20 protein-coding genes and 1 tRNA gene are annotated in these 21,467 nt (G+C 35.7%); 12 read left to right on the forward strand and 9 right to left on the reverse strand.

What is annotated here, in order from left to right:
- The first annotated feature begins 36 nt into the window (after window positions 1–36).
- The 3 genes from SFA27_RS02425 to SFA27_RS02435 all read left to right on the forward strand — a co-directional run bounded on the left by SFA27_RS02425 (window position 37) and on the right by SFA27_RS02435 (window position 2,602).
- On the forward strand, window positions 37–1,689 hold the full coding sequence (locus SFA27_RS02425; RefSeq protein WP_047373525.1) for a hypothetical protein: 1,653 nt from the start codon (window positions 37–39) through the stop codon (window positions 1,687–1,689).
- A gap of 82 nt (window positions 1,690–1,771) precedes the next feature.
- Entirely contained in the window at window positions 1,772–2,491 is a 720-nt protein-coding gene (gene bshB1, locus SFA27_RS02430; RefSeq protein ID WP_047373524.1) for a bacillithiol biosynthesis deacetylase BshB1, read from the forward strand.
- A gap of 35 nt (window positions 2,492–2,526) precedes the next feature.
- A tRNA-His gene (locus SFA27_RS02435) sits at window positions 2,527–2,602 on the forward strand.
- Window positions 2,603–2,948: 346 nt separating this feature from the next.
- On the opposite strand, the gene SFA27_RS02440 is transcribed toward SFA27_RS02435, so the two are convergent.
- Entirely contained in the window at window positions 2,949–3,284 is a 336-nt protein-coding gene (locus tag SFA27_RS02440) for a DUF3276 family protein (RefSeq protein ID WP_034701927.1), read from the reverse strand.
- Window positions 3,285–3,383: 99 nt separating this feature from the next.
- Window positions 3,384–5,045, reverse strand: coding sequence for an ABC transporter ATP-binding protein (locus tag SFA27_RS02445; protein ID WP_264519505.1), 1,662 nt, complete (start codon window positions 5,043–5,045; stop codon window positions 3,384–3,386).
- A gap of 91 nt (window positions 5,046–5,136) precedes the next feature.
- Here SFA27_RS02445 and SFA27_RS02450 point away from each other — a divergent pair, with 91 nt between their 5' ends.
- The 5 genes from SFA27_RS02450 (at window position 5,137) to SFA27_RS02470 (ending at window position 8,984) form a co-directional block, all read left to right on the forward strand.
- Window positions 5,137–6,042, forward strand: a complete 906-nt coding sequence (locus SFA27_RS02450) for a transcription antitermination protein NusB (protein WP_255812807.1) — start codon at window positions 5,137–5,139, stop codon at window positions 6,040–6,042.
- Between the two features lies 1 nt (window position 6,043).
- Window positions 6,044–6,550, forward strand: coding sequence for a DUF1573 domain-containing protein (locus tag SFA27_RS02455; protein ID WP_407296062.1), 507 nt, complete (start codon window positions 6,044–6,046; stop codon window positions 6,548–6,550).
- Between the two features lie 10 nt (window positions 6,551–6,560).
- On the forward strand, window positions 6,561–6,923 hold the full coding sequence (yajC, locus tag SFA27_RS02460) for a preprotein translocase subunit YajC (protein ID WP_047373520.1): 363 nt from the start codon (window positions 6,561–6,563) through the stop codon (window positions 6,921–6,923).
- Between the two features lie 160 nt (window positions 6,924–7,083).
- Window positions 7,084–7,818 (forward strand): SDR family NAD(P)-dependent oxidoreductase, encoded by a 735-nt coding sequence (locus SFA27_RS02465; RefSeq protein ID WP_407296065.1) that lies wholly within the window; start codon window positions 7,084–7,086, stop codon window positions 7,816–7,818.
- A gap of 320 nt (window positions 7,819–8,138) precedes the next feature.
- On the forward strand, window positions 8,139–8,984 hold the full coding sequence (locus SFA27_RS02470) for a mechanosensitive ion channel family protein (RefSeq protein WP_264519509.1): 846 nt from the start codon (window positions 8,139–8,141) through the stop codon (window positions 8,982–8,984).
- A 70-nt stretch (window positions 8,985–9,054) separates the two neighbouring features.
- Here SFA27_RS02470 and SFA27_RS02475 read toward each other — a convergent pair whose 3' ends face one another.
- The 4 genes from SFA27_RS02475 to SFA27_RS02490 all read right to left on the reverse strand — a co-directional run bounded on the left by SFA27_RS02475 (window position 9,055) and on the right by SFA27_RS02490 (window position 12,966).
- Window positions 9,055–9,600, reverse strand: coding sequence for a hypothetical protein (locus SFA27_RS02475; RefSeq protein ID WP_407296068.1), 546 nt, complete (start codon window positions 9,598–9,600; stop codon window positions 9,055–9,057).
- 32 nt (window positions 9,601–9,632) lie between these two features.
- Window positions 9,633–11,504 carry a DNA ligase D gene (ligD, locus tag SFA27_RS02480; protein WP_407296071.1) on the reverse strand — a complete coding sequence of 624 codons (1,872 nt, stop codon included), beginning with the start codon at window positions 11,502–11,504 and terminating at the stop codon, window positions 9,633–9,635.
- A 71-nt stretch (window positions 11,505–11,575) separates the two neighbouring features.
- Window positions 11,576–12,181, reverse strand: a complete 606-nt coding sequence (locus SFA27_RS02485) for a DNA polymerase ligase N-terminal domain-containing protein (protein WP_264519512.1) — start codon at window positions 12,179–12,181, stop codon at window positions 11,576–11,578.
- Window positions 12,181–12,966 (reverse strand): Ku protein, encoded by a 786-nt coding sequence (locus tag SFA27_RS02490; RefSeq protein WP_407296075.1) that lies wholly within the window; start codon window positions 12,964–12,966, stop codon window positions 12,181–12,183. The genes SFA27_RS02485 and SFA27_RS02490 overlap by 1 nt, the downstream gene beginning before the upstream one ends.
- A 146-nt stretch (window positions 12,967–13,112) precedes the next feature.
- On the opposite strand from SFA27_RS02490, the gene SFA27_RS02495 reads away from it, so the two are divergent.
- Together SFA27_RS02495 and SFA27_RS02500 are read left to right on the forward strand one after the other, a co-directional pair.
- On the forward strand, window positions 13,113–13,682 hold the full coding sequence (locus SFA27_RS02495) for a Crp/Fnr family transcriptional regulator (protein ID WP_184557759.1): 570 nt from the start codon (window positions 13,113–13,115) through the stop codon (window positions 13,680–13,682).
- A 194-nt stretch (window positions 13,683–13,876) separates the two neighbouring features.
- On the forward strand, window positions 13,877–15,145 hold the full coding sequence (locus SFA27_RS02500) for an adenylosuccinate synthase (RefSeq protein WP_407296078.1): 1,269 nt from the start codon (window positions 13,877–13,879) through the stop codon (window positions 15,143–15,145).
- A gap of 83 nt (window positions 15,146–15,228) precedes the next feature.
- Here SFA27_RS02500 and SFA27_RS02505 read toward each other — a convergent pair whose 3' ends face one another.
- The 3 genes from SFA27_RS02505 to SFA27_RS02515 form a co-directional block, all read right to left on the reverse strand.
- Complete coding sequence (locus SFA27_RS02505; RefSeq protein ID WP_047373511.1) at window positions 15,229–16,560, reverse strand: M12 family metallopeptidase; 1,332 nt, start codon at window positions 16,558–16,560, stop codon at window positions 15,229–15,231.
- A 513-nt stretch (window positions 16,561–17,073) separates the two neighbouring features.
- Entirely contained in the window at window positions 17,074–18,828 is a 1,755-nt protein-coding gene (gene aspS, locus SFA27_RS02510) for an aspartate--tRNA ligase (protein ID WP_407296081.1), read from the reverse strand.
- 137 nt (window positions 18,829–18,965) lie between these two features.
- Window positions 18,966–19,328 carry a hypothetical protein gene (locus SFA27_RS02515; RefSeq protein WP_156118332.1) on the reverse strand — a complete coding sequence of 121 codons (363 nt, stop codon included), beginning with the start codon at window positions 19,326–19,328 and terminating at the stop codon, window positions 18,966–18,968.
- A 371-nt stretch (window positions 19,329–19,699) separates the two neighbouring features.
- Here SFA27_RS02515 and SFA27_RS02520 point away from each other — a divergent pair, with 371 nt between their 5' ends.
- Both SFA27_RS02520 and SFA27_RS02525 read left to right on the forward strand, forming a co-directional pair.
- Window positions 19,700–21,094, forward strand: a complete 1,395-nt coding sequence (locus tag SFA27_RS02520; RefSeq protein WP_407296084.1) for an MATE family efflux transporter — start codon at window positions 19,700–19,702, stop codon at window positions 21,092–21,094.
- Window positions 21,095–21,342: 248 nt separating this feature from the next.
- On the forward strand, window positions 21,343–21,462 hold the full coding sequence (locus SFA27_RS02525; protein ID WP_407296086.1) for a 30S ribosomal protein THX: 120 nt from the start codon (window positions 21,343–21,345) through the stop codon (window positions 21,460–21,462).
- The last annotated feature ends 5 nt before the right edge of the window (window positions 21,463–21,467 follow it).

Below are 21,467 nucleotides of genomic sequence, written 5' to 3' on the forward strand. Positions count from 1 at the left end.
TGTGTAGAATATAACTCAATTATTAGAAAATATAAAATGAAAGATATAATGAATATGAATGTAAAGAAGATTGCTTTTGGAGCAGCCGTGGTATTTTTTACCGGTTTTGCCTCTGCACAAACACTGCAGGATGGTATCAACAGTATAGACAGTGATAAATTTGCTCAGGCAAAAACAAATTTCACTGAAATGATCGCTAAAGAACCTACAGCTGAAAACTACTTCTATTTGGGAAATACTTTCTTAAGACAGGGAGAGCCAGATTATGCTAAAGCAACTGAAAGCTTCAACAAAGGATTAGCTGCTGATGCAAAAAGCTATCTTAACAAAATCGGTTTAGCTGCTGTTAAATTAGGTAAAGGTGATAAAAACGCTGTAGCTGAAATTCAGAAAGTAGTGACTGATTCAAGAGAAAAAGACGCTGAAGTTCTGTTCAGAGCTGCAGAAGCTTTAACTTTATTTGAAAAGAACAGTTCACCTGATCTTGCTATCCAGTTTTTGACCAAGGCAATTGAGAAAGCTGAGAAAAAAGGAGTTCCTGCACATTATTATTATACACTAGGAGATGCTTACAGATTAAAAAGAATGCCGGGAGAGGCTATGTCTGCTTATGATAAAGCATTACCTACTGCTAAAAATAAAGCTTCCGTTTATACAAGAATGGCAACTTTATGGATGGCTGCACAACAATGGCAGCAAGCTAAGCAGAACATTGATAAAGCTATTGGTGTAGATGCTACTTATGCTCCTGCCTATAAAGCATTGGCTGGTTATGATATCAGATATCAGCAGAATGCAAAAGCAACACAAGATCTTATCAACTATACAAAATACGCTGACGAAGATCCATATACTCAGTTAGAAATTGCAAAATTATACTTCACAAACGAAGACTACGCAAATTCTAAAACAGTTTTGGATAAAATCTTTGATAAAATCGAAGACCCTATTAAGTTCAAATTAAGAGCTTATCAGGCATATGCAGATAAAAACTATGCAGATGCTAAGCAGAACATGGATACTTTCGCTTCTCAAGCTGAAAAAACAAGAATACAGCCTGCTGACCAAGGTTTGCAAGGGCTTATTGCTGCAGGTTTAGCAAAAGATGAAAAAGATGCTGCTAAAAAATCAGCTTTAATGGCAGAATCTCAGCAGAAAGTTGCTATTGCAAAAGCTGCAAAAGATGAAACATTGAAGTGGGATCTTGAATTGGCTAACATCGCCGGAGGTGGTGGTGCTTCTCAGGCTGAAGCTGATAAAGGACCTACTAACCCAGCAATTGAAGCATTGAAAAAGCAGGTTGCTGCTAATAGCCAGGACTCTGATGCATTATTCAAGTTGGCAACAGCTTACCAGGATGTTAAAAACTGGAACGGAGCAATTCTTACATGGCAAAAAATGTCTGCTCTTCTTCCAGATTGGGCACCGGCATATTACAGCCAGGGATATTCTTACCAACAGGCAGGGAACAATGAAGCAGCAAAATTGGCTTATGAGAAATTTATCAGTACTGTAAAACCGGCAGATCAGGAAGCTAACAAGCAAACTCTTGCTTATGCTTACTTCGCTGTAGCATACATGAGCAAAGATTCTGATGCTGCAAAAGCAAAAGATTATGTTGCTAAGTCTTTACAATTAGATCCTACTTATCAGGATGCTGTAAAATTAAATGCAGAGATCAATAAGTAATTTAAAATGTAAATTATAGATATTAAAACTTCCCATTCGTAATGTTTGGGAAGTTTTTATTTTAAACTTATCTTTGAATTATATGAAAACTGATATACTTGCTTTTGGAGCACATCCTGATGATGTAGAATTAGGATGTGGTGGAACTATTGCTAAAATGGTTTCAGAGGGTAAAAAATGTGTAGTTGTAGATCTTACAAGAGGAGAACTTGGAACAAGAGGTACAGATGAAACAAGAAAGGCAGAAGCAGCAGATGCCGCTAAAATTTTGGGACTTTCAGCAAGAGAGAATCTTGGAATGAAAGACGGTTTTCTGGTAAACTCTGAAGAATACCAAATGAGGATTGTAAAAATGATTCGCAAATACCGCCCGGAAATCGTGTTAGCCAATGCAATTGATGATAGACATCCGGATCATGCAAAAGGAGCGAAATTAGTATCAGATGCGTGCTTTTTGTCCGGACTGAGAAAAATAGAAACTGTAGAAGAAGGCGAGAATCAGGAGGTGTGGAGACCTAAGCACATTTTTCATTATATTCAGTGGAAAGATATCAAACCGGAGTTTGTTATTGACATATCAGAATTCCTTCCTGCAAAACTTGAAGCCTGCATGGCTTATAAAACTCAGTTTTATGATCCAACTTCTAAAGAACCAGAGACTCCGATTACAACAAAAGATTTTTACGAGAGCTTAACGTACCGTGCACAGGATTTAGGGCGGTTATCGGGAGTGGCTTATGCTGAGGGATTTACGTCTGAGAAGTTAATTTCTTTGAAAAATTTTGATGGAATTGTTTGGTAGTTGAGGAAAATGTTCTATATTTGCACTCACAAAACGGTGATTGTAGCTCAGTTGGTTAGAGCGTCGGATTGTGGTTCCGAAGGTCGGGGGTTCGAGACCCCTCATTCACCCAAAGAAAGTACACTTTTTAAAAGTGTACTTTTTTATTTTCTAGTTGTTTCAATAATAATGGACACTTCTTTTTTTATACTCTTTTTAAAAGCTTTTTCCATCATGCGCTTGTAATTTGTAAGTCAGTGCATAAAAATGGTTCTCTTTTAAGTTCTTAAAAAATAAATTAATAGTTTGGTGATTGAAAATTTTATGTTTGTTTAGCCAGAATCATGAAAAAACTCTTCACAATCTCCAATTCCTACTATTATATCTATTATTATTACAAGATTGCTTATAGATTTTCTGATTTTAGTGCATAAAAAAAGCATCTTTTTCAGATGCTTGTGTTTTTAGATATTCTTTTTTAAACTTCGTCGTCAGAATCAATTGTGAATGATTTGCTTTTGAAGTCTTTATCATGTTTTTCTGAAATTACATCCTCACCCTTTTCATTAATGATGAAATCTGTGGACTCATTAAACATCTCCTGGAAACTCTTAAAATCTTCCTTATAAAGGTAAATTTTATGCTTCTCGAATGTAGCTTCCCCATTCTCTCCGAAATTTTTCTTACTCTCAGTGATTGTAAGATAATAATCTCCTGCTTTCGTCTCACGCACATCAAAGAAATAAGTTCTTCTCCCTGCTTTTAACACCTTCGTGAAAATCTCATTTTCATGGCGTTCCTTGTATTCACTCATTGTTAGATATTTTTTAATCTTGTTAAGAACAAATATAAAAGAATTCTTTTAATCACAAAATTTTTTTTATGATTTATTTAACAATTGAGAACGAAACGGCTAAGCGGTTACAGAATTGGCAATTTCCGTAAGGTTGATAATTTGATCGGCTTTTTGAGCGCTAGACTCTCTGTGTGTGATGATTATGGATGTAGCGTTACTTATTTTTTTATCAATATTTTCCAGAATATTCTGCTCTGTTTCGGTGTCTAAAGCAGACAATGAATCGTCAAAAATGATGATATTCGGGTCTTTAATTAAGGCTCTTGCAATACAAATTCTTTGCTTTTGTCCCCCCGAAAGCATTACTCCGCGTTCACCTACAAGTGTTTTATATTGTTCTTTAAACTCTACAATATTTTTGTGAACATCTGCAATATTTGAATATTCTACCACTTTCTCATGAGAAGGATGATCAATAGCAAAACCTATATTATTTTCAATAGAATCAGAGAATAAATAGCTCTCCTGAGGAATATATCCAATGAAGTTTCTATAGTTAGTCAGATTATGATCCTTCAGATTTTTACCGTCAATCAAAATCTCTCCCTCACTGGGATCTATCAGTCTACATAAGAGCAGGGCAATTGTTGATTTTCCGCTTCCTGTTTTGCCCATAATGGCTAGAGATTCTCCTGCATTAACTTTAAAGCTCAGATTATCCAGTGCTTTAATTCCTGTATTAGGATATACATAAGAAACATTCCTGAATTCTATATCTCCTTTGATAGGGTAGTTTTCAAAATTAGTATTAATGATTTCCGATTTCTTATCCATGAATTCATTGATTCTTTGCATGGATGCTTCAGCTCTCTGGTTCACAGAAGTTACCCATCCAACCATAGAGAATGGGAAAATCAGCGTGTTGATATACATGAAGAAATCTGCAATTTTTCCGATACTTAATTCCCCCGCAATATATTTGGCACCTCCAATCCAGATGATGGCGACATTCAGTAGCCCAATTACAAACAGAATAATAGTAAAGAAATAAGCTTCTGTTTTTGCCAGATCCAATGCTTTATTCTGATAATCGGTTACTTTTATCCCATAATTTTTTTCAATGTATTTCTCTCTGGCGAAAAATTTTACCACACGAATTCCGGAAAAACTGTCCTGAACAAAAGTTGAAATTGCAGATTGGCTTTTCTGCATGATCTTCGACTTCTTATTAATAATTGAACTTACCTTATATATAGCATAAGATAGAATCGGGAGCGGAAGTAAAGTCCACATGGTCATGGAAGCATCCGTTTTTACCATATAAATTGCTGTGATCAGTACCAAGACGATCAGGTTGGCAACATACATTACTCCAGGACCAAGATACATTCTTACTGCCACAACATCTTCACTTAACCTGTTCATTAAATCTCCGATGGTGGTCTGCTTATAATCCGTTAAAGATAAATCCTGATAATGTCTGTAAATTTTATTTTTAAGCTCATATTCTATTCTCCTGGAAGCCACAATGATGGTCTGTCTCATCATGAAGGTGAAAAATCCGGTTAAAAGGGAACATCCAACAATAATTCCAACATAGATCAAAACCTGATGGTTGAAACCAAGGTTTCCATTTTTTGTAAGCTCATCCACAGATTTCCCTACAAACTGAACCTTATATATATTAAAGAAATTACTGGCAATGATAAATAGTACCCCCCAAAACAAAAGTATTTTGTGTTTCCAAAAATAAGGGTTTAAGGTTTTTAGCGCTTTCATATAGTTTGACAAAATTACAAAAATGTCATCACACTACGAATTTCATCAATTTTAAATTTTGTATCTTTGCACCCATAAAAAAGCTCTTTGAATGTTAGGAAGACGACAAATCCGTGAAAAAGTAGTACAGACAGTGTATTCATACTACCAAAATCCTGTAAAATTTGATGTTTTAGAGAAAAACATGTTTGCCGGGATAGAGAAAATCTATTATCTATACATCTATCAGCTCAATTTTTTGGTGGGTCTGAAAGATTTGGCAGAGAATCAGATCGAAATTGGTAAGAACAAATTTCTTAAAACTGATGCTGATATTAATCCTAACCAAAAATTCATCAACAACCAAGTATTGCTTAAACTGGAAGAAAATCCTGAAAGATTATTTTTTACAGGGCAGCATAAGCAGTTGAAATGGGATATGCATGATGATCTATTGGTAAAAACTTTCCAAAGAATCACTGCTGGAAAGCGTTATCAGGATTTCATGAAAGAAGAAGGATACTCTTTTGAAGAAGATCAGAAATTTATCGGAAAATTATTTTTAAGATATATCGCTGAAAATGAAGATTTTCATGACTATCTGGGAGATAAAGAACTTTCATGGTATGATGATATTCACATTGCCAATTCCATGGTACAAAAAACAATCGGTTTCCTGAGAGAAGATGAAGAAAGCAGAACTTTAATTAAAATGATTAAAGATGAAGAAGATAAGACTTTCGCTGCAAAATTGTTGAGAGATACTCTGAACAACTGGGAAAACAATGAAAAGAAACTGGGAGAAAGACTTGAAAACTGGGATCTGGAAAGAGTTTCTTTAATGGATAAAGTTATTTTGTCTACAGCGATTGCAGAACTGGATAATTTTGCTTTCACGCCTTCAAGAGTTATCATTAATGAATATATTGAAATTGCAAAAGTATTTGCTACTGACCGTTCCAATATCTTCATCAATGGTATTTTAGATAAATATTGTAAAGATCAAAATAGAATATAAAATGAAAAAGACGTTATCAATTATCGCCTTGTCTATTATAGGCTTTGGGTTAGTTTCATGTAAAAAAGAAAACAAAGAAACTCAAAGTACTGAAACTGAAACTACTGATTCTGCAGCTGTTGTGGCTCCGGTAACTACTGATTCTGCGGCAGCACCCGTAACTGGTGAAGCACCTGCTCCGGTTTCTAACGAACCATCTACTTCTGTTGCTTTATCTGAAAACAGCTTTGATTTTGGGAAAATCAAAAAAGGAGATAAAGTGGAACACGTATATGAAATTACAAATACCGGGAAAAATCCTTTAATCATTTCTGAAGTTAAGCCAGGATGTGGATGTACTGCTCCTGATTTTACAAAAGAGCCGATTATGCCAGGTAAAAAAGGAAAAGTTACCTTGCACTTTGATTCTTCAAGCTTTGACGGAAACGTTCAGAAATATGCAGATGTTTTTGCAAACGTAGAAAAAGCTCCAATCAGATTAACATTCACAGCAAACATTCAACCATAATAATCAAAATATGTTGACACTATTTTTACAGGCAGCAGGTGGATCTTCACCTATGATGCTGATCATGATGGGGGTAATGTTCGTAGGATTTTATTTCCTGATGATAAGACCTCAAATGAGAAAACAAAAGCAAGAGAAGACCTTTCAGGAAAACCTTAAAGTAGGAACAAGAGTAGTTCTTACCTCGGGTCTTCACGGAAGAATTGCTCAGGTTCAGGATGATGGTTTTGTTATTGAAACATTATCAGGAAAACTGAAATTTGAAAAAGCAGCAGTTTCCAGAGAAATGACAGAATCTCGTTTTGGAGATAAAACAAAATCTGCAGATAAAGCGGATGACAAAAAAGAAACAGCAACTGAAGAAAAAAAATAATTCAGTCTGAAAATATTTAGCTGCGGCGGGTGAACGAAGTTCACCCGCCGCAGTCTTTTTATACAGTTTACTAAACGGATAGTAACGAAATTTAACAAAGATGATTAAGCAGTTTTTGTGTTCATTTGGGATTAGTGCTTAATAAAATTATCTTTGCCCTATGAATCAAAACACAAACAAAACGGTTCTTATTCTGGGAGCTAATTCAGATGTAGCCAAACAATGTATAAAGCAATATGTTGAAAAAGGATTTACCGTGATTGCTGCTTCCAGAAATACAACCTCTTTGGAAAACTTTATTAATTCAAATCATCTGGATTCTTCAAAAATTTCTGTTTTGTATTTTGATGCTGCAGATTTTGATTTGCATCAAAAATTCTATTCTGATCTTCCCACAAAACCTCATATTGTAGTATATGCTGCGGGATTTTTAGTTGACAATCAAAAAGCATTGGCTGATTTCAAAGGTGCCAGGCAAATGATGGAAGTCAATTATATGGGGGGAGTTTCTGTCCTGAGTATTATTGCAATGGATAAAAACAATAAAAATCTGGAAAGGATTATCGGGCTGTCTTCATTGTCCGGAGTAAGGGGAAGAAAAAGTAATTTTGTCTACGGAAGTACAAAGGCTGCATTTACTCAGTTTCTAGCTGGATTGAGGCAGGAATTGGCTTCCCGGAAAATCATTGTAAATGCTTTGGTCATTGGCTATATCAGAACAAAGATCAATGAAGGATTAGAATTGAATGAATCCCTGATTATGGAACCGGATTATGTAGCAAAATATATTGTCAATGCAGGAAACTCCTTTACCATTGTTCCGAATTTTAAATGGAAAATGATTTATTATATCCTGAAAGTGCTTCCGGAAGGACTTGTTGCGAAACTGCCTTAATACATTTTGATAAAAAGTAAATAATTAATCAATAAGAAGCTTATAAAAGATTAATTTCCCTAATAATTTGACTTCGGTATCGTTTTTGTAATTCTATGTCCGAAAAAATTATTTCTTCCTGCAAGATTCAATTTCTGAGTGATTATTGAGTAAGCTGAAACAATCTGTTCTGCTGTCAATCTATTTTCATCTATAATATCATTTACTTTCACTTTTGAAGTGTAAGGTAAATTTCTTTTTTAGACAGATGTATTCAATTTCATTTTTAAATCCTGCAGTACTTAATATCTCATTGATAAATAGTAAACATATAGTATAAAATGGACGATTTAGAATTGAACAAGATTCAACAACACTGGGACACGTTAATTTCTTCAGCAATTTCATGGGCACCGAGAGTTTTTACTGCAGTTATTTCTGCATTATTAATTTATCTGATTGGCTCATGGATGATCAGAATGATTAAAAAACTGGTTGAGAAAGGTTTTAAAAAACGTAACATGGAAGCTTCTCTGCAGCATTTTCTGTTGAATATTATCAACTGGGGACTTAATATTCTGTTGTTTATCGTTGTTGTAACTCAATTGGGGGTTCAGACATCTGCATTTGTTGCTATGATTGGTGCGGCAGGTTTGGCGGTAGGTTTAGCTTTACAAGGCTCTCTGACGAATTTTGCAGGAGGAATTTTAATTTTATTATTAAAGCCTTTTAAAATTGGCGACTTTATTTCTACCAGTTCCGGAGTTTCAGGAACGGTACAGGCAATAGATATTTTCCATACAAAACTGGTTACACCACAAAACCAATTGATCGTTATTCCCAATGGTGTGGTTTCAAATAATAGTATTACCAATTTTACCCAACTGGGAACAAGAAGAACATCATTGGATATCGGAGTTGCATATGATGCAGATCTTAAGCAGACCAAAGAGCTTTTAATGAATGTCATTAAAAATAATCAATATGCTCTTGCAACACCTGTTCCGCAGGTAGTGGTTACCGAGCTTGGAGAAAGCGCTGTCAATTTATCGGTAAGAGTAAGTACTTCTACAGAAAACTATTGGGCGATGAACGAAGAACTAATCATCGGTTGTAAAGAAGCTCTCGATAAAGCGGGAATTGGAATTCCTTTTCCACAACGAGATATTCATGTTTACAATAAGTAATTCATTGATAAAAAAGACTCCTGTATTAAACAATACAGGAGTTTTTATATGGAAGTAGATAAGGATATTTTTATTTCTCTTTTTTAGAATATTGCTGAAGAAAATCTAATAAAATGTTATATTCATTTTCTTTAAATTCAGATTCTGTAAGAATAAAACTGATTTTGTTATTGAGAATATTCACAATAAGATACCGATCAATAATTTTATAAGTAGTTTTATCCCAGATACAATTTATTGTGATCAATGGGTTTTTGAATGTGATACTATCCTGATGAAGTGTTATAAAACTGATTTTATCTTTCATCTTTCTTAGATCATCAATTTGTTCTTCTACTAACTTGAAAGTTTTATTTTTACTTCTGAAATAGTAGTATAAGATTAAAAAAATATATCCCGAGAATAAGACTCCTCCATATTTAAAAATGTTGGCAACAGGACCAAGATTAAGAAACTCCAGAGGAAGAAATCCCAACGCTAGAAACAGTATAGCATATATAATCACCTTTTTAAGTTCAGCAAAATGTTTTTTCCAGAGATATTGAAAGAAAAACTTCTGATTTTTGTTTTCTGTATCTTCATTGAAAATTATCTGTAATTTGAGTGATTCATCCATGGGTAAAAGTTTAGCAGGCAAAAGTATAGAAATTAATCAATATTTTGCAGCAATTCCAGGGCTTTCATCATATCAATTCCCTTACCCAAAACCGGTTTGAACAAATCTTCTTTTTCCTGGATTCTTTCCAGAGCATTATTAATATTAAAATCTGTAGGTTTCAATCCAGGCTTCAATTCATCCCAATCCAAAGGCATGGAAACTGAAGCTCCCTGTTTAGGTCTTAAGCTGTAAGCACTTGCCAGGGTTTGTCCTGTTCTGTTCTGCAGATAATCAAGATAGATTTTTTTATGATCTCTTTTTTGAAGGCTTCTTTCTAAAGTAGTGATCTCAGGAAGTCTGTCATTGACCTGTTTCATAAGAATATTGGCAAAATCTTTTACCTGATCAAAATCATAATGTGCTCCCATCGGAATATAAATATGAATTCCTGTACTTCCGGAAGTTTTGCAATATCCTTTTACTTTAATCATTTTTAAAACTTCATTCACCTGAAGTGCTGTTTCAATCACCTCATCAAATACATTTTTGGAAGATGGATCAAGATCTAACACCAAATAATCAGGATGCTCAAGATCCGGTAAAGAACTGTTCCAGGGATTGAGATCAATGCATCCTAAATTATTAAGATAGGCTAGAGTTGCTTTGTCATTGCAATAAATATAATCAATGTATTTATCGTTGGATTCAGAATATACCTGTGTGGTTTTTATCCAATCCGGAATATGATCTCCCGCATCTTTCTGGTAAAAGCCCTGTTCTTCAATTCCATTAGGAAAGCGGTTGAGAGACAGCGGACGGTTTTTTAAATGAGGCAGAATATAATTGGCTACAGATTGATAATAATCAATAACATCTCCTTTAGTAATACCGTCTTTTGGGAAGTAGATTTTATCCTGATTCGTAAGTTTTACCGTGTGTTTGTCCAGAGTGATTTCTTTTTCTTTCGCAGAAACTTCAGTTTTTTTTGATGATGATTTCGTTTTCATTTCTTTAGATTTTTCGGTGAAGGATGAACCTTTGATATCTTTAAGATCTTTGTCTTCTCGTATCCCTATAAAAACAGGATGCCTGAAAATTCCGTCGCGTGTAATGTCAGAATATTTGATTTCACAGATCAGTTCAGGCTTTGTCCATGTTACAGGCATATTGGTCTTAGGAATTGTTTCAAATGGAGAAGATTGTATTATCAGCTTCTGAAGTCTCTGGTAAAGCTCTTTTAAAGAGGTAATATTGAAGCCTGTTCCTGTATGTCCACAATAAGTAAGCTTTCCATTCAAATATTTTCCTAAAATTAAGGCACCGAAATTTTTCCGGGAACCTCTGGGTTCTGTAAAGCCACAAATAATAACTTCTTCTGTATTTGAAAATTTGATTTTAAGCCAGTCATTGGTTCTGTGATTTTCGATATATAAACTTTCTGCCCGTTTCGCAATCATCCCTTCCAATTGCATTTTTCTCATCTGTGCAAAAAACTCAATACCTTTTTCCGGGATATGATCACAATATTTAATATGATCAGTTTCCGTCAGAGCTTCTTTTAAAAGTTCCTTTCGCTGGATAAGGGGGAGGTCTTCGGTAGAATGGCCATTCAGCCATAGAAGGTCAAAAACATGGTAGATAAGAGCAGTGTCAGGATTATCCCCGATTTGCTGCAGAAACTGAAAATTAGGCTTTCCCTGTTCGTCATAGGCTACAACTTCGCCGTCCAGAATCATATGATGTTTCTGTTTTTCAAATTCCAGGGCTATTTTTTCAAATTTGGATACAAATGAAATTCCGTTCCGGGAATAGAAGAGAGGGACGTCATCACTTAAATCGGCAATTGCTCTGTAGCCGTCCCATTTTATTTCAAAAATCCAGTCTTTATCATTGAAGGCTTCTTCGGAAAGTTTGGCCAGCATAGGCCTGATAAAAGACTTTAATTTTTTTTCGTTCGTTAAAGAATTAAAACTTCTGAACGGTTTCTCAGAGATTATGACTTTTTTTTTTCTTTTGTTTTTAGACTTTTTTTTTCCTCCAAGAACTGAGTAACCAAAGATTTTGGTGAGGTGTTTTCTTCAGCGTCATAAGGACTTTCTGCAAATTCATCCTTATGTTTGATCAGCAGCCATGCATTATCCTCTGTGTTTTTCATTTTAACCAAAGCAAATTCACCTTTCAGCTTTTTACCGTGTAAAATGAATTTTAGAGAACCGGCATGCAACTCTTTCAACAGTTCTTTTTCATCAGACAGTTTAGTGTTTTCTTCCAAAGGTTCATAAATGCCGCTATCCCAAACCTCCACTTGTCCGGCACCATAATTTCCCTCCGGAATATTGCCTTCAAAATCTTTATAATCGTAAGGATGATCTTCTACCATCATGGCCAGGCGTTTATCTTTTGGATCTAAAGAAGGGCCTTTGGGAACAGCCCAGCTTTTCAGTACACCTTCCATTTCAAGCCGGAAATCGTAATGTAGCCTCGAAGCAGCGTGTCTCTGAATAACAAAAATAAGTTTGTCTTTACTTTTCTTCGTTTTTCCTTTTGGTTCGCTGGTTTCATCGAACTTCCTTTTGTTATTATAATCTTTGAGAGCCATTATGATGCGGATTTGGATTTAGAAGTATTCAGACTGGCTTTTAACTGTGCCATGAGGTCAATCACTTTGCCTTCTTTTGCTGGCTGTGCTTTTTTAGCTTTTATATTTTTACCTTTTGCTTTCTGCTTAATGATCTTCATCAGTTCATCAGAATAGGTGTCTTTGTACATCGCAGGATCAAATTCCTGGGAAAGCTGCTCGATAAGATTAACCGCCATTTTAAGTTCTGCCGGTTTCGGAGCTTTTTGAGCAGGGATTTTTAAATCTTTATAATCCCTTATTTCCTGATCAAACCTCAAACGGTTGAGGACAAGGATATCATCTTTGTACGGGCGGATCATTCCAATAGCTTCCGTTTCACGGAGCACAAATGTTCCGATTCCTACCATGGCGGTTTTTTCAAGTGCTTTCAGTAAAAGTCTGTAAGCATTTTCTCCATTTTTCTGAGGTTCCAGATAATAAGGGGTTTCAAAATACATACTGTCTACTTCCACCTCCTTTACAAACTGGTCAATAGAGAGTATTTTTGTCTTTTCGGGGCTTGCAGCTTCGTAATCTTCCTCATCGAGAACAATATATTTGTCGTCCATGAGATAACCTTTGACGATATTTTCCCATTTTACTTCTTTTCCTGTATTCTCATTTACTCTTTTGAACCGGATATTGGAAAAATCAGATTTGTCGAGCATATCGAGATCCAATTTTGTGGTTTCCGTTGCCGAATAAATTTTAACAGGAATGTTGACTAAACCGAAGCCAATGGCGCCATTCCAAATTGCTTTCATTGTCTTACGTTTTTAAAAATCAAGCAATTAACATGCCGTTGGGGGCCTGTGTGGTACCTTTAACCAGCTTTTTGTCAAATGACAATTGTTTTTAGCGCCGACTTTTATACCTTTATATTTCCGTAATCCGTGGTTACAACAAAAATATGGAAGAGCTTTTTAATTATATCAAAAAATTCGGGACGCTGAATCCTCAGGATGAACTTTTGATTGCTGAAGGAATTCAGGAAATCACTGTAAAGAAAGGAGATCCTTTTATAGAAGCAGGAAAGGTGAGCCAAAGAATTGCTTTTGTAAAAGAAGGGGTTTTCCGGTCTTTGTATTATAATAAACAGGGGGATGATTTTACCCGCTATTTTATTTACGAAGGAAGATTTATCGGAGATTTTCAGGGGTTTACCGATCAGCTGCCTGCTCATGAAGATATTGAAGCTATTACTGATGCTGTATTGCTGGTAATAGATCTTAAACATTTTAAAATTCTGGAAGAGAAAATAACAGTATGGCCGGTTTTATTTGCAAGAATCCATGCATTTGTGGTGGAGAATAAGCTGAAGGTGGCGAGTATCATGCTGAATCAGGATGCAAAATCCCGTTATATTCACTTTTTAAATCATTATCCGGGTCTTGCCAACAGAGTGCCACAATCTATGCTGGCGTCTTATCTTGGAGTTACTCCTTCGTCCCTTAGCCGCATCAGGAGGAATATAGTCTAGATGTAAGTTAGAGAGTTGGAGAGTGGTAGCGTTTGAGAGCCTCCAAACAAAACTTCCAAAAGTTAAGCATTAATATATTATACATTGTACTTTATACAGTATAGATTGTACAACTAAATTCTCTTTTTGCCAAATGGCAATGGTGTTTCTCATTGACTGTCATAGCTTTGTCCCATAAAAATTAAAGTACGAATATGGATATTGTATTAGGATTACAATGGGGAGATGAAGGTAAAGGGAAGTTTATTGATCTTATCAGTGAAAATTATGATATTACAGCGCGTTTTAATGGCGGATCTAACGCTGGGCACAGTATTGAGAGAAACGGGCGTAGAATAACGCTTAAAATGATTCCTTCGGGGATCTTTATGAAAGGGGTACAGAATGTAATAGGCACAGGAACCGTTCTGGATCCTGTGAGCTTTAAAAAAGAAATTATCAATCTTCAGGCTTTTGATAACACAGTTCAGCCGGAAACGAATATAATTATTTCGCTGAAAGCACACTTTGTATTGCCTACTCATAAGCTTCTTGATGTTTTTATGGAAGAAAGTTCTGATTATACAACCATTGGAACTACGAAAAACGGAATTGCACAGGCCTATTCAAATAAGATTTTAAGACAGAATGTAAGAATAGGAGATATGTTTGCTCCTGATTTTAAAAACAGAGTTCAGCATATTTTAGCAAGAGATTATAAAATGCTTGCTGAAGGAAATACAGAGCTTCCTTCTTTAGAGGAGATCAGCAAAGAGTTTTTTGATGCCGTAGATTTTCTGAAGAGATTCAAATGTACTGAAACGGAAATATACCTGAATAACGCTTTGGCAGAAGGAAAAACAATATTGGCAGAAGGATCTCAGGCAGCGATGCTGGATATTGACCACGGAACTTATCCTTATGTTACCTCTTCTTCCACAACAGCTTCGGGAGCGAGCAGCGGATTAGGTGTTTCACCGAAAAAGATCGGTGAGGTGTTTGGGATTGCTAAAGCATACTGTACAAGAGTAGGGAATGGAGTATTTCCAACAGAATTATTTGATGAATTGGGTGAAGAGATCAGAACGAAAGGAAATGAATTTGGTTCCAATACCGGACGTCCGAGAAGAACAGGCTGGCTGGATTTACCTGCACTAAAGTATGCAGTAATGATCAATGGTGTAACTCAGCTGGTCCTGACGAAAGCGGATGTTTTAAGCGGATTGAAATCTGTAGCTGTATGTACTCATTATGAACTGGAAGATGGAAAAACCGTAGATATTTCAGGTTTACTTCCTGAAAACCGGAAGCCAATACTGAAATGGATGAATGGATGGGATGCTGATTTTTCTACGATGAAAAGTCCATCGGAGCTGCCAAAAGAAGTTGTTGAGTTTCTATCATTTCTTGAAGCCGAATTAGGTATTCCTGTAGCTTATCTTTCTACCGGGCTGGGAAGAGAGCAGATGTTGAAGATGATTTAGTAATTATAAAGCAGGAATTATATAAAAAAACAAAAGAGGTTAGGAAGTACATTTCCTAACCTCTTTATTAGTACGAAAAATGTTTAGTTAACTTTTGTAAGTATAAAACGCTGCTTTGTAGAAGGCTGAACTGTTTGATCCGTAGTGCCGATTACAATAGGGGTAAGATTAGTTGTTAAGCCATTCTTTACTTCTAATCTCAGTGCCGGAGCATTCTTAGGAGCAAATCCAAAGCCATTGTTTCCGAGATTAAATAATAACCATTTTTGAGAATCTGTATTGGAATTGGTTCTTAATTCAACAGCAGTTCCATTCGTTGTTCCGTTACTTTTTACGGTTAACACCTTTGTAGGATCCAGTATAGATTTGATGATATAATAGCCATGGTCTGATTTGCTGAAAGTAAATCTCTGATTATTTCCTGTAGAAGCTGAATACAAAATTACGCTGGTTCCGTCTGTAGTAGAACTTCCGGAAATATCTAAATTTTTATCACTCGCTAAAGCTGTTGTCATTGTATAAGTTCCGTTGATTGCAGAAGTGGCATTCACAGGTCCGTACAAATGATTGATTCCAGCATAATCACCGGCAGACAATCCTGTCCTTTGCTTGGTAAATGTGGATCCGTCCAGTTTTGTCATTACCGGCTGGCTTGCATTTATAGCAAAGTCTGTAGACTGGTACATCATCACTGATCCGAAATCAAAAGCACCATGTCCGGCATAATCATTATAAAGATTGAAGTTGTGACGGCTTCCTTCTGTTGCTTTGTTAACATCTACAATAATATACTGATCTCTGTCCGGACGGCACTGTTCATGCATGATTCCCATGGAATGCATGATTTCGTGTGCAATAATTGCGGGATAAGTAATATTATAAATTTTAATACCGTTAACTCTGTTTTTTTGCCATCCAAGCGGGGAGCTGTTGCTCGTTGTATAAGTAAAAGTGATGTATTCTGTTTGATTGGTACGTTCAACAAACTGCATACTGGTTTGAGAGGAAATCATATCAAACGCTTTGTTGATATTGGTAAGGAATGTATTGTAATTCTGAGTACTCAGACTTCCCTGGCTGGGTAATGTATAATAGACTGTTGCATTCGGCCAGGTCTTAATAAAAGAGCTTACAATGGTGCTTTTCTCTGCTGTTGATGTTGCAGGATTGGCCTGCTTCTGTAATATATTAAACTGTTCCGGGCTAATGGTAATATCTTCTGCGTAAAAATATTCTCCATTTATTTCATTGACATAAGTATGCTTTCCGTCAATTAATAATTTGTGAATTTTTGCATTGGCTAAGTTCTCTGTCACAGGTTCTATTGAATCTGTTTGTGTGTTTTCAAGATCCGACCTACATGAATTCAATGCCAAAACAAGGCATCCTGATAATAGTAATAGTTTACTTTTCATATTATTTAATATTGGTTTGGTGATCAGGTGTTTCGATATGAGCAGCTATATTATTATCATACGCACAAGATTAAAATTAATCAATTCCTAAATTTTGATTAAGTCTTCAATATAATTTAGCTGTATGTTGTAAATATATTAATAAAAGATTATGTTTGTATATAACATAATATAATGATTGTTTTGTTGTGTTTTTGTTTTAAAAGTGTATTAATTTCGACGATTTATTATTTTCCCATTAATTTTTACTATAAAATTTAAAATTAAGTTATTTCACTAATAATTGATATGGTAACTGAAACCGTACTTTATACTAACATAAAGTTTATTTTTATTAACAAATTAATAAAGTATGCTGAAATCTGTAATGTTATGCACTTCAAATAATGTTGTATAATGAAAATTTATTTTTAAGTAATATTGTTAGTATAAAGGATTGATAAATCTAAAATTAAATAATGATTCACGTAATTCAGAATATAAAAAAAGCGGGGCAAATACCCCGCTTTACATTTATGCTTTTAAATTCAATTGTAATTCCAGTTCGTCGAGCTGTGCATCCGCAATAGAAGCAGGCGCGTCAATCATTACATCTCGTCCTGAATTGTTCTTAGGGAATGCGATATAATCTCTGATGACTTCGTTTCCGTCAAGTATAGCTACCAGACGGTCAAATCCGAATGCTAAACCTCCATGTGGCGGAGCGCCATATTTGAAGGCATTCATCAGGAATCCAAACTGAGCTTCTGCCTCTTCTCTGGTAAATCCTAATAAATCAAACATTCTGGACTGCAGTTCTCTGTCAAAAATTCTGATAGATCCACCTCCAATTTCGTTTCCGTTCAGAACCATATCATACGCGTTGGCTCTTGCTTTTCCTGGATCTGTTTCCAATAAATGGATGTCTTCAGGTTTTGGAGACGTGAAAGGGTGGTGCATTGCATGGAATCTTTCCGTGTCTTCATCCCATTCCAATAGTGGGAAATCAACTACCCAAAGTGGTGCAAACTCATTTCCTTTTCTCAATCCCAAACGGTTTCCAAGCTCCATTCTTAAAGCAGAAAGCTGAGCTCTTACTTTATTTTCATTTCCGGAAAGAATCAACATTAAGTCTCCTTCTTTTGCTCCGAATTTTTCGATGATTTTTGCTAAATCTTCTTCATTATAGAATTTGTTTACCGATGAGGTTTTTACTCCATCATTCTGGAATTTAGCCCAAACCATTCCTGAAGCTCCAACCTGAGGGCGTTTTACCCAATCAACAAGCTCGTCAATCTGCTTTCTTGTATAGTCTGCGCATCCTTCTACATTGATTCCGACAACTAATTCTGCATCATCAAATATTTTAAAATCTTTTCCTTTTACCAGTTCATTCAGTTCTACGAACTCCATTCCGAAACGGATATCCGGTTTGTCATTTCCGTATTTTCTCATCGCGTCTGCGAAAGTCATTCTTGGGAAATCTCCGAATTTCTGACCTGTAATATCTTTTAAAAGAGTTTTTGTCATTCCTTCAAATACGTTCATGACATCTTCCTGCTCTACGAAAGCCATTTCACAGTCGATCTGTGTAAACTCCGGCTGTCTGTCAGCTCTTAAATCCTCATCACGGAAACACTTTACAATCTGGAAATATTTATCCATTCCGCCTACCATCAAAAGCTGTTTGAAAGTTTGTGGAGACTGAGGCAATGCATAAAATTGTCCTGGATTCATTCTGCTTGGTACAACAAAGTCTCTTGCTCCTTCCGGAGTAGATTTGATCAAAACAGGTGTTTCTACTTCAATGAAACCTTCTTCAGATAAATAATTTCTTACTTTCTGTGCCATTTTATGGCGGAAGATCAATTTATCTTTTACCGGATTTCTTCTGATATCCAGATAACGGTATTTCATTCTTAGTTCCTCACCGCCGTCTGTTTCATCCTCAATGGTGAAAGGAGGAAGCTGTGAATCATTCAGAATCGTTAGTTTTTCTACCAGAATTTCAATTTCCCCTGTTGGAATATTAGGGTTTTTGCTCACTCTCTCAATAACTCTTCCGGTAGCCTGAATCACAAATTCACGGCCCAGTTTTTTAGCTTCTTCCATTAGTTGTGCAGAAGAACGCTCCTGGTCAAAAACCAGCTGGGTAATTCCGTAACGATCTCGAAGATCTACCCAAATCATAAATCCTTTATCACGGATAGTTTGTACCCATCCTGATAGTGTAACTTCTTCATTCAGATTTTTCAGAGATAGCTCTCCGTTGGTGTGTGATCGAAACATAATTATTTGTTTAAAGTTCAATGTTTAAGGTTCAATTCCGAACCTTGAATTTTTCGTTGGCAAAGATAAGATTTTTGCAGGTTTTATAAATAAAAAAAACTTCCTTTCGGAAGTTTCGTATGTTGTTTTCAGGTTTTTTAATTTCTATTACCCCCTTTTTCTGTCAGAATTTTCTTTATTTCTTCGGTGCCTTTTGTATCATCGGCTACTTCAAGAGGTGTTTTGTTCTGACATTTTTTATTAACGTTGGCCTTGTTGTCCAAAAGGAAATGTATAATATTCTTTCTATCAGACATTACACTGAAGCCAAGAGGTGAATAAGCTATATTTCCAACGAGAAAGCATTTGTTGTAATCTCCCGGGGCAAACTGCTTTTTAAATGTTGCCACATCATCAGAATAGATGGCTTTCATCTTTTCCTGAGTCATCTTCTGTGCAGAGAGCATGCTGCCAGATAATAGCATTCCAAATAGAAAGGTAGTAGAGATTATTTTTTTCATAAGGATGATTTTTAAGAATATACAAATCTAAATTAAATTTTATTACCAATTGCTAAGTTTTGATAATAATATCGCTCTATTAATCAGATTATTCTCGTATTAATTATAGAATTGCAAAACTCCATTTTGAATATCCTGAATTGAAATTACTCCAAAAGCGTAATGATTTCAGGTTTCTCATATTTCCGGGCATAATCCAGAGCTTCTATAACTTACAGGTGTCCGGGTTTCTTTCAAAGCTCACCATATTACGCTAAGCTTTTATTATACTTTCGATTTTCTTACAAGAACAATCTTATTAAAAACTTTTCATATGCCAACTTTTAATTGCTTTTGAATGAATACTTTTGCTAAGTAAACTAAAAAGAATCATGACAAAATATATTGACTTTTTGAAAAAAGCATTCAGTGGCGAAGAAACTGACTTCACGAAAGTGAATATCAGAAGTGCTGTATTGCTTTTAGCGATTCCCATGATGCTGGAAATGGCTATGGAATCTGTATTTGCACTTGTTGATCTGTATTTTGTCGGACATCTGAAAGAAAGTGGTTTTGCTATTCAGACTGTGGGACTTACCGAATCTGTGCTTTCGGTGATGTATTCTATTGCGATTGGCATGAGTATGGCGGCAACAGCTTTGGTGGCAAGACGGATCGGGGAGAAAAATCCGGAGCAGGCTTCCAGGAGTGCGGCGCAGGTATTGCTCGTTTCTTTTGCGATTACTTTTGTTTTAAGCTTACTAGGAGTGATTTATGCTGAGGAAATCCTCATATTGATGGGATCAAAACCTGAAGCAGCAGCTTATGGGAAGAATTTTACCAGAATTATGATGGGAAGCAGTACGATAATAATGCTTTTATTTTTAATTAACGGGATCTTCAGAGGAGCAGGAAATGCAACGATTGCGATGAAAAGTTTATGGATTGCAAATATTGCCAACATTATTCTCTGCCCGATTCTGATAAAAGGGTTAGGCCCTGTTCCTGCTTTGGGATTAACAGGGGCGGCTTTGGCAACAACAATAGGGCGAAGTATTGGGGTGATTTACCAGTTGTACCATCTTTTAGTAGCTGATACTCAAATCCGAATAAAGATTCCATATTTTAAACCAAATTATGAATTAATCAAATCCATTATAAAGATTGCAACCCCTGGAATCTTTCAGTTTGTTATTGCTTCATGCAGCTGGATTTTCCTTGCAGAATTGGTAGCGACCACAGGAGGAGAAAATGCATCTGCCGGTTACCAGACCGCTCTAAGACTGATGATGTTCTTTATGCTTCCGGCCTGGGGATTAAGCAATGCCGCATCTACGCTGGTAGGGCAGAATATGGGAGCAAATGAAATGCTGAGGGCAGAGCAGTCGGTAATGAAAACCGTGAAATATAATGTCATCTTTATGTTGATTGTAAGTCTGATATTTATTTTTATGGGAAATTTTTTAGTGGGTTTTTTCACTCAGGAAACGACTATTAAAGATTTTGCGAAAAATGCCCTTCAAATTATGAGCACAGGGTTTATCTTTTATGGAATAGGAATGGTGATGATCAATGCATTCAATGGAGCAGGAGATACGTGGACGCCTACATGGGTTAATCTTTTTGGATTCTGGCTGTTTCAGATTCCTCTGGCGTATTTTCTGTCAAAATATCTTGACATGGGTCCAAAAGGGGTTTTTATTTCTATTCCTGCCGCAGAAACCCTGATTACAATAGTTGCTTTTATCCTATTCAAAAAGGGAAAATGGAAAACGATAGAAGTGTAGAAAGGCTGGGAGATGGAAGCTAGAAGAGGGAAGTATCGCAGGTCTGAAATTATCTAAAAACAGCCATTCTCAGAAAGTATAAAGTGTAAATTTTGATGTGATTACAGAGAATTGAAATAGTAATCTTATCGTCACTTCCAGCCTCCATCTTCCTGCTTTCTTCCTAATTTATAAAACTTTAACAGCTTCATTACTTGTATTTTAAAGTTGTATTTTTTAAATTCGTGATTAACAAATACATAATTACTATGGGAAAAGGAGACAAAAAATCAAGAAGAGGAAAAATCAATTCAGGAAGTTATGGGAAAAGAAGACCGAAAAAAACCTCAAAATCTTTTGCTGTTTCTGAAGAAAAATCTAAAAAATAACCAAA

This window comes from Chryseobacterium sp. HR92 (assembly GCF_045689405.1).
Classification (GTDB): Bacteria; Bacteroidota; Bacteroidia; order Flavobacteriales; family Weeksellaceae; genus Chryseobacterium; species Chryseobacterium viscerum_A.

What these genes read in the sequence shown, in the direction of transcription:
- SFA27_RS02520 (WP_407296084.1), top strand. Translation starts at nt 19,700, where the DNA reads ATGACAAAATATATTGACTTTTTGAAAAAAGCATTCAGTGGCGAAGAA.
- bshB1 (WP_047373524.1), top strand. Translation starts at nt 1,772, where the DNA reads ATGAAAACTGATATACTTGCTTTTGGAGCACATCCTGATGATGTAGAA.
- SFA27_RS02470 (WP_264519509.1), top strand. Translation starts at nt 8,139, where the DNA reads ATGGACGATTTAGAATTGAACAAGATTCAACAACACTGGGACACGTTA.
- ligD (WP_407296071.1), bottom strand. Translation starts at nt 11,504, where the DNA reads ATGCTGGCCAAACTTTCCGAAGAAGCCTTCAATGATAAAGACTGGATT.
- SFA27_RS02425 (WP_047373525.1), top strand. Translation starts at nt 37, where the DNA reads ATGAAAGATATAATGAATATGAATGTAAAGAAGATTGCTTTTGGAGCA.
- yajC (WP_047373520.1), top strand. Translation starts at nt 6,561, where the DNA reads ATGTTGACACTATTTTTACAGGCAGCAGGTGGATCTTCACCTATGATG.
- SFA27_RS02475 (WP_407296068.1), bottom strand. Translation starts at nt 9,600, where the DNA reads ATGGATGAATCACTCAAATTACAGATAATTTTCAATGAAGATACAGAA.
- SFA27_RS02525 (WP_407296086.1), top strand. Translation starts at nt 21,343, where the DNA reads ATGGGAAAAGGAGACAAAAAATCAAGAAGAGGAAAAATCAATTCAGGA.
- SFA27_RS02455 (WP_407296062.1), top strand. Translation starts at nt 6,044, where the DNA reads ATGAAAAAGACGTTATCAATTATCGCCTTGTCTATTATAGGCTTTGGG.
- SFA27_RS02465 (WP_407296065.1), top strand. Translation starts at nt 7,084, where the DNA reads ATGAATCAAAACACAAACAAAACGGTTCTTATTCTGGGAGCTAATTCA.
- SFA27_RS02490 (WP_407296075.1), bottom strand. Translation starts at nt 12,966, where the DNA reads ATGAAAGCAATTTGGAATGGCGCCATTGGCTTCGGTTTAGTCAACATT.
- SFA27_RS02485 (WP_264519512.1), bottom strand. Translation starts at nt 12,181, where the DNA reads ATGGCTCTCAAAGATTATAATAACAAAAGGAAGTTCGATGAAACCAGC.
- SFA27_RS02495 (WP_184557759.1), top strand. Translation starts at nt 13,113, where the DNA reads ATGGAAGAGCTTTTTAATTATATCAAAAAATTCGGGACGCTGAATCCT.
- SFA27_RS02505 (WP_047373511.1), bottom strand. Translation starts at nt 16,560, where the DNA reads ATGAAAAGTAAACTATTACTATTATCAGGATGCCTTGTTTTGGCATTG.
- SFA27_RS02515 (WP_156118332.1), bottom strand. Translation starts at nt 19,328, where the DNA reads ATGAAAAAAATAATCTCTACTACCTTTCTATTTGGAATGCTATTATCT.
- aspS (WP_407296081.1), bottom strand. Translation starts at nt 18,828, where the DNA reads ATGTTTCGATCACACACCAACGGAGAGCTATCTCTGAAAAATCTGAAT.
- SFA27_RS02445 (WP_264519505.1), bottom strand. Translation starts at nt 5,045, where the DNA reads ATGAAAGCGCTAAAAACCTTAAACCCTTATTTTTGGAAACACAAAATA.
- SFA27_RS02440 (WP_034701927.1), bottom strand. Translation starts at nt 3,284, where the DNA reads ATGAGTGAATACAAGGAACGCCATGAAAATGAGATTTTCACGAAGGTG.
- SFA27_RS02500 (WP_407296078.1), top strand. Translation starts at nt 13,877, where the DNA reads ATGGATATTGTATTAGGATTACAATGGGGAGATGAAGGTAAAGGGAAG.
- SFA27_RS02450 (WP_255812807.1), top strand. Translation starts at nt 5,137, where the DNA reads ATGTTAGGAAGACGACAAATCCGTGAAAAAGTAGTACAGACAGTGTAT.